This is a genomic window from Candidatus Zixiibacteriota bacterium, from assembly GCA_026397505.1.
Lineage (GTDB): Bacteria > Zixibacteria > MSB-5A5 > GN15 > PGXB01 > JAPLUR01.
Genome location: JAPLUR010000075.1, coordinates 23,891 through 30,662, shown reverse-complemented (window position 1 = coordinate 30,662; position 6,772 = coordinate 23,891). Strand labels below are relative to the sequence as shown.

6 protein-coding genes are annotated in these 6,772 nt (G+C 52.5%); all 6 read right to left on the bottom strand.

What is annotated here, in order from left to right:
* Window positions 1-236 (bottom strand): hypothetical protein (locus tag NT002_08040; protein MCX6829219.1); only part of this gene is annotated, 236 nt, incomplete at its 3' end.
* Window positions 233-1,078 carry a SpoIID/LytB domain-containing protein gene (locus NT002_08035; protein ID MCX6829218.1) on the bottom strand — a complete coding sequence of 282 codons (846 nt, stop codon included), beginning with the start codon at window positions 1,076-1,078 and terminating at the stop codon, window positions 233-235. The genes NT002_08040 and NT002_08035, both read right to left, overlap by 4 nt.
* Before the next feature lies 1 nt (window position 1,079).
* Window positions 1,080-2,276, bottom strand: a complete 1,197-nt coding sequence (locus NT002_08030; protein MCX6829217.1) for an anhydro-N-acetylmuramic acid kinase — start codon at window positions 2,274-2,276, stop codon at window positions 1,080-1,082.
* 4 nt (window positions 2,277-2,280) lie between these two features.
* Window positions 2,281-3,264, bottom strand: coding sequence for a hypothetical protein (locus NT002_08025; GenBank protein ID MCX6829216.1), 984 nt, complete (start codon window positions 3,262-3,264; stop codon window positions 2,281-2,283).
* Between the two features lies 1 nt (window position 3,265).
* On the bottom strand, window positions 3,266-4,831 hold the full coding sequence (locus tag NT002_08020; protein ID MCX6829215.1) for a diguanylate cyclase: 1,566 nt from the start codon (window positions 4,829-4,831) through the stop codon (window positions 3,266-3,268).
* 100 nt (window positions 4,832-4,931) lie between these two features.
* Window positions 4,932-6,683, bottom strand: a complete 1,752-nt coding sequence (locus tag NT002_08015) for a carbon starvation protein A (GenBank protein MCX6829214.1) — start codon at window positions 6,681-6,683, stop codon at window positions 4,932-4,934.
* Window positions 6,684-6,772: the final 89 nt, after the last annotated feature.

Sequence of the window (6,772 nt, the reverse complement as noted above, 5' to 3'; positions counted from 1 at the left end):
CACTGACACATTCCGACACCATGGCCGTATCCCCCGCCGACCAGTTCGGCCCGGGTCAGCCTCCCGGCCGTGTCATGCTCGGTGATAACATCAAAGCGGGCCGACTGCAGAATCATTTCCGGGTTTGAGGAGCGCTTGAAGACCCACCGGACACGGTCTTTGCCGAAAGTGTAGTTGCGTTCGGCGGTTTTCACGACCATTTCGGCCACCCGCCCGCCGGCGGTTCGGGAGGTCACTTTGATATCCAGAATATCGCCGATTTGTATTTCACCGCCTTGAGGTACGGCGCGGCCGGTTTGTCCCAGACCTCCTCGATATCATCGGTATACCCGCCGCAGGTGGAATGGTAATAGGCGTTGATAAGATTATCCTCATACTTGATAACGATACCGCGGGTGTCATCGACCGCCCTCGAAATAAGCTCATTTTCCACATCGGCGCCGTGATAGAGCTGGTCGGAAACATCCGAGCGCATATCGTACGGCTCTCCGGCATATTGCCCCAGATATCTCATGGAATAGGTGCGGGCGGCCACCGCCTGCGCTTTAATCGCCTCCAGGTCGGCCTCGGTCACTTTTCCGATTTCCGGCGGCACGACCCCTTTCAGGTAATCATCCATATGGAGGACATTAATCAGCTGCAGATTGACACCATGCGGAAGAATCCGAAACATCCCGCGATAATTCTGGCTCTGGTAACTGAGCAATCCGTTACCGTTGCGCGGCGTAATTATGACCTCATCGAAACGACCCTCAAGTCTGTCGCGGCGCATGGTGACGGTCAGGAGTCCTCTTTCAAGCGCGATGGTCACCGGCTGCGAGGAATAATAGACAAAGCTCTTGTCCCGCTGGAGGCATTCCAGTGAGAATGTCCCGTTACCCGAGACAGTAATTTCCGGAATGTCATTTTGCAGAAGCACCCGCACGAAGGGAAGCCGGACAAAATTGGCCTCGGACCCCTCGATAAGTTGCGGCACCGCCGTGCATCCCCAGATGATAATGGTTACAATCAGGGCCACGGTCGTGCGAATCACCGGCCGGATAATACGCATCAATTTCTCATTCCTTGATTCTTCCATTTTATCCCATCATCCATGAAGGTTGTACTATTCGTCCGGCGATCGTTCCGGTCCGGGCGCCGGTTACCTGTGTCAGACCCGAGGCCAGCGACCGGATGGCCATTCCGCCCATCAGGGCATAGCCGACCGCCTCCAAATAGTCGGGATTATATCCCAATTTGTCAACCGGCAGGATGACTATTCCGGGAAGATTTTCCGCTATCCTCGCAACCAGATACCGATTTCTTAACCCTCCCCCGAACAGGTACAGCTCGGAAAGATCGTATTGATTTATGAGACCCCGGACACTCGAGGCAATCGCAACTGCGGTCAGCTCCGCGGCGGTGGCCAGAATATCATCAGGTTTCAGTCTTAATCGTGATGCATAATCGATAATTTTCGCGACAAATGTTTCGCCGAATCTTTCTTTCCCGGTGGAGTGACCGTACTTTCCCTGAAGATATTTATCGGCCAGAAGCAGAGTCAGGAGTCGCTGCGAAATTTTCCCGCGGGCGGCGGCGCAACCATCCATATCGAATTTTCGCCGCAGATATTTCTGCGCCAGAAGGTCGAGCAGACTGTTGCCGGGGCCGCAGTCGCTCGCTTTCAGTTTTTCCGGGCCGGTTCCGGCCGGGAATAGAAAATAGTTGGCCATGCCGCCGATATTTATCAACAGGCGTGACCTACGCCGATTCGAAAACAACTGCCACATGGCATGACACGTAATAGGGGCGCCTTCTCCCCCGGCCGCTATATCGGCCTGACGAAAATCGGCCACCGTTACCAGTCCGGTTCGCTCGGCGATCGATTCGGGATGACCGAGTTGCAGGGTGCCGCTTTCTTTCTTTTTCCCGACCACTATTCGTCCGGGAAGATGCCGGACGGTCTGGCCGTGTGAGCCGATTAAATCAGGTCTGATTCTTTTCCTTTTAAGTTGCCGGCAGAATTCGGCCGCCTGCGCGCCATAGAAAATCCCCAGCTCGCGGTCGAGATGCACCAATTCGTCGATGGAGCCGATACGGTCATTGATGGCCGCATCGATCAAGCGCCGGAGCTTTTCCGGATACGGAACAGTATATCCGGCAATAAAAGATACTTTCGAACGTATCGAGGAATAATTGATTCGGATCGCGGCCAGGTCGAGACCATCGGCGGAGGTTCCGGAATTCAAGCCGATCGCTGTCAGATTTTTCTTTTTTAGGAGACTGGTTAACGTCATTTAATCAAATAACCGGTATGGTCAGCTTCGACTTAATACCGGAGATCCTATCTAATGAGGCTTCCAGGCGTTCATCCCTGATAATCCCTTTGCGATAAGCCTCTTTGAAGTAAGCGACCGCGGCACGCGCGGCCCGGAAATCTCTTCCGAACAGAAGCAGGTCATGCCCGGCCAGAAAGGCATTGAGCGCCCGTTCGGCGGGGCTGCCGAATCCTTCGGCCCCGAGCATCAGTAGGTCGTCGGTGACCACAATCCCGTCAAACTCCAATATCCCGCGCAGAAGTTCATCAATTATTTTTTTCGAAACCGTGGCAGGCTGCTGATCGATGGCAGGAAGAAGCAGATGGGTGGTCATGACCATATCGGCGCCGGCTCCTATCCCGGCTTTGAAAGTCAGCGCTTCGCGATTGATAAAAGTCTGGAAATCATAATCGGCCGAGGCGAGCGCCGTGTGCGGGTCGGTCTCGGCGGCCCCGAACCCGGGGAAATGCTTGAGGCATGAGAGAAGACCGACCTTGTTGGAAATCCTGATCGCCTTCTCGATGAATGGTATCACCCATGCCGGATTGCTTCCAAAAGAACGCCCCTCAAGGCATTTGTTTTCCTTATTGAGCCAGAGATCGGCCACCGGGCCGAGCACGAGATTGATACCGAGGGCGTGAAGATAGTACGCCGCCCGTGCAAAATGCTCCTCGAAGATATCGACATTTTTCTTTTTGCCGTACTCCGCCGGGGCGTTGAATTCCGCCGGCTTCCCCCGAAAACGGGAAACTCTTCCCCCCTCCTGATCGACCCCGATAAAAGGAACAATCGCCGACCGTGAGAGAATTTTCTTGATGCTCTCCTCGGCCAGGCTGTGCGGATTGCAGTTCTCTTCAAAGAGAATTACTCCCCCGATATTATCGGAAGCATAGAAATCGAGGAACTCCTCCGAGGGAGTCGCCGTGTCAAAACCGGTGAAAAAAAGTTGTCCTATTCGCTTCATCATATCAAATCACGCAGACAAGGTTTTTGCCTGCTCCCTTGGCGCGGTAGAGCGCCTGGTCGGCCACCGATAGCAGCTCTTCATGCGGCTTACCATTTTCAGGATAAGAAGTGATGCCGGCCGAAACCGTCACTTTCAATTCCGGAATATTGTCGCCGCCGCCGAATGAGGCGGCCTCGATCTGCTGGCGGATACGTTCCCCGATCCGGGCCACTTCAATGCGCGGTGTCTGTGGCAAAATGATAACAAATTCTTCGCCGCCATAGCGGCAGAAAATATCAACGTCACGAATGCATTTTTTCACCACCGAGGTAATACCTCGCAGGACAATGTTTCCGACTTCGTGGCCATAGCTGTCATTGAACTTCTTAAACCAGTCTATATCGAGCATAATCAGAGACAGCGGCATATTATAACGGGAGGCGCGCCGCTGTTCCTCTTTCAATTTCTCCGCAAAGTAACGATAATTATATATCCCTGTCAATTCATCGGTGATGGTCAATTCCTCGGTCTTGCGGTGGAGCAGGGCGTTGTCGATGGCCAGGGCGGCGGCGCGGGCCACCACCGCCAGCATCTTCTCATCCTTCTCCGTAAAAATTCCCGACAGCGGTGATTCCGCGGTAAGCAGACCGACCGTTTTGCCGTGCGCAATCATCGGCACGAGCATGACCGAGCGGGTATTGGTGCGCAGGGGAAGGTAGTCCTTGCGTCCGGCGATATCGATCACAGTCACCGATTCCCCCTGCTGTACCACGCGGTGAATCAGTTCGAGTCGCTGGCTGTCGACCGCTTTGAGATGGAAATTACTCTGCCCGCCGATATTTCTTCCCCGATAGATAAAATTTCCCCCGGGGCCGGTCAGGAGCAAGCCGCTGGCCGGATAGGCCAGAAGCGAGCCCATTATTTTCATGACTTCTTCGATAACGCCGTCGACATCCAGAATCCCGGCCAGCACTCGCGAGTTTTCATAAATCATCTCCAGGTGCGCCTGCGATTTTTCCAGCTCCGAGGTTCTTTGGTTGAGTGTATCAAAAAGGCTTAAAAGCCTTTTTTCGGATCGTCGGATATAGACTGAAACAAAGGATATTGCCAGAAGTATGAACCAGACAAACCCCATCCTCATCACCAGCGGAACTATAATGGTCGCCTGGAACTCCCGGGTGACAAGGAGAAAATAGGTTATGGTCACAATCCCGGCCAGGGTCGCGGAAATCGGCAGAGTCAGAATGTAGGCTGAAAAGGAAATGGTCAGATAGTACAAAATATAAAAATCAGAATTGAAACCGCCCGATAGATGAATCAATACCGAGGTAAAAATCAAATCAAAAATAATTATCGAAAGATACGGCTTTTTCAGGTCATATTTCCCCTTCTTGAGAAGGTACCAGAATATGGCCATTTGAATTAGAAAGGTCACCGAGAGAATCGAAAGGAATAGGAAATCGGAAAAAGAGGGTCTATCAAAAATAAGGAGCCAGACTATCCCGATGACCGTCAGCATCCGGGAAAGAAGAAATATTGAATCGACCCGAGGCAGTAAAGTCTTGCCTTTATCCTGAAATACTTTCATATTTTTCTCAAAAGGCGGGATTTCCCCCCGCCGAATTCCCAAAAGCCTTTCCGATAAATTATCGGCAAAAACGGGGCTTTATTTATTGAAACCTAACAGATTAGGAAGAAACAATGGGGCTGGGGCCGGCTCTGGGCTTGAGGATTGTTTTTCGCAAGGCCTGGCTTACCACTCCGGCCGCAAGGACCAATAGAACAATATCAGTAACTGCAAGAATGACATTTGTTTTCGGAATATACTCGGTCACCAGTGAATATCCCAGAGAGGCAATGGTTGTAACAACCATGATAACGGCCGGCACCAATGTGAACCAGCTTTTCCGGCCCGATAGGTTCAACCAGGCGGTCACCGCAATCAAAGTCAGGGCGGCCAGAAGCTGGTTACTGGCGCCAAAAACCGGCCAGATAAGCCGATACCCGTTGGTCACGGCCAGGAAAAACATCGCCACTACCGCCAGTCCCGAATTGAACCAGCAATTTTTCATGATGGATGGTTGGGTCTTGAATATTTTTCGCCAAAGCTCCTCAAAGATATAGCGGTTAAGCCGCACAGCGGCATCGAGCGTGGTCACCACAAACCCTTCTACCATCAGAATCCCGATAATTGACCCAAAGGCAACCGGGAGACCGAAGGCGCTCTTCATGAGATTCCCGACCGCGAGAGCAAAGGCCAGAATCGGATTTCCCTGCCCCTTGATCGGCCAGACAATGCTCATATAGTCACTGCTTTTGAGTGAGGATGACACGACCAGAACGACGAGCACCGCCAGGATCGACTCCAGTAGCATACCGCCGTAGCCAATCACTTTCGCCTGCGGCTCCCGGGCCAACTGTTTACCGGTGGTGCCTCCAGCGACCAGCGCGTGAAAGCCGGAAATAGCTCCGCAGGCGATGATGATAAAAAGCATCGGCCAGACTGGCCCCTGGAATTGATTTCCCTCGGAAAGGTTGAACATCGGCATGTTGGTCGTCACGCCGTTTATGCCCCCGATAATAATACCGGCCGCGATCGCGGCCAATCCGGCATAGAGAATCTGGACATTTATAAAATCGCGCGGCTGCAGAATCATCCAGACCGGAAGGCCGGAGGCGAAAAGGACATAAACAGAAAGAATAATCATCCAGACCAGCCCCGGCATATTTACCGGTAATTTAAAACCGATATATATCGAAATAAAGCAGACAAATGCGGCCAGGAGAAAGGAAAGGAAAGTCTTCAGCCCTTTTTTGAAAATCAGAAATCCCAGAAGCGGGGCCGCCAGCGTGATAATGATGACCGAGGTCGAGGCGATACCGCCTATTATGCCCATCTCTCGGCCATCGACAATTCTGGTCTTAAGCAGTGTCTGCCCCGGCTCCAGATCCAGCCGTTCAACCGGCCAGATCGAAGTCAGGGAGATGGCGGTCAATGACAGAAAAGCCGAGGTGACCAGTATCAGCATGATAGCCGTAAAGATGATAAACATCAGGAATCCCGAATCTCCCAGGGCCTTGCGGGCTATCTCGGCCATGGAGCTTCCTTTCTCGCGGATTGAGGCAAAGAGAGCGGTAAAATCATGCACCGCCCCGAAGAAAATTCCCCCCAGCACAATCCAGAGCCAGGCCGGCCCGACCCCATAGAGAATCCCCAGGGTCGGCCCGATTATCGGCCCGGCGCCGGCAATGGCCGAATAATGATGCGCAAAAAGCACCGGCAGGCGGGTCGGGACAAAATCAACACCATCATTGAACTCTACCGCCGGGGTTGGACGCTCGGGGCTGATACCCAGCCTGGAGGAAAGATAGCGGCCGTAAAAACGATACGCCAGGAAGAATAGAACCAGAGCAAGCAGAAGCAGATAAAGTACATTCATTGCAAATTTCTGTTGCTAAACTATTACAGTTTTTACATTATACATTCGATATTTCGGCAAGGCAATATATTTCCGGAAGGGAACACCAG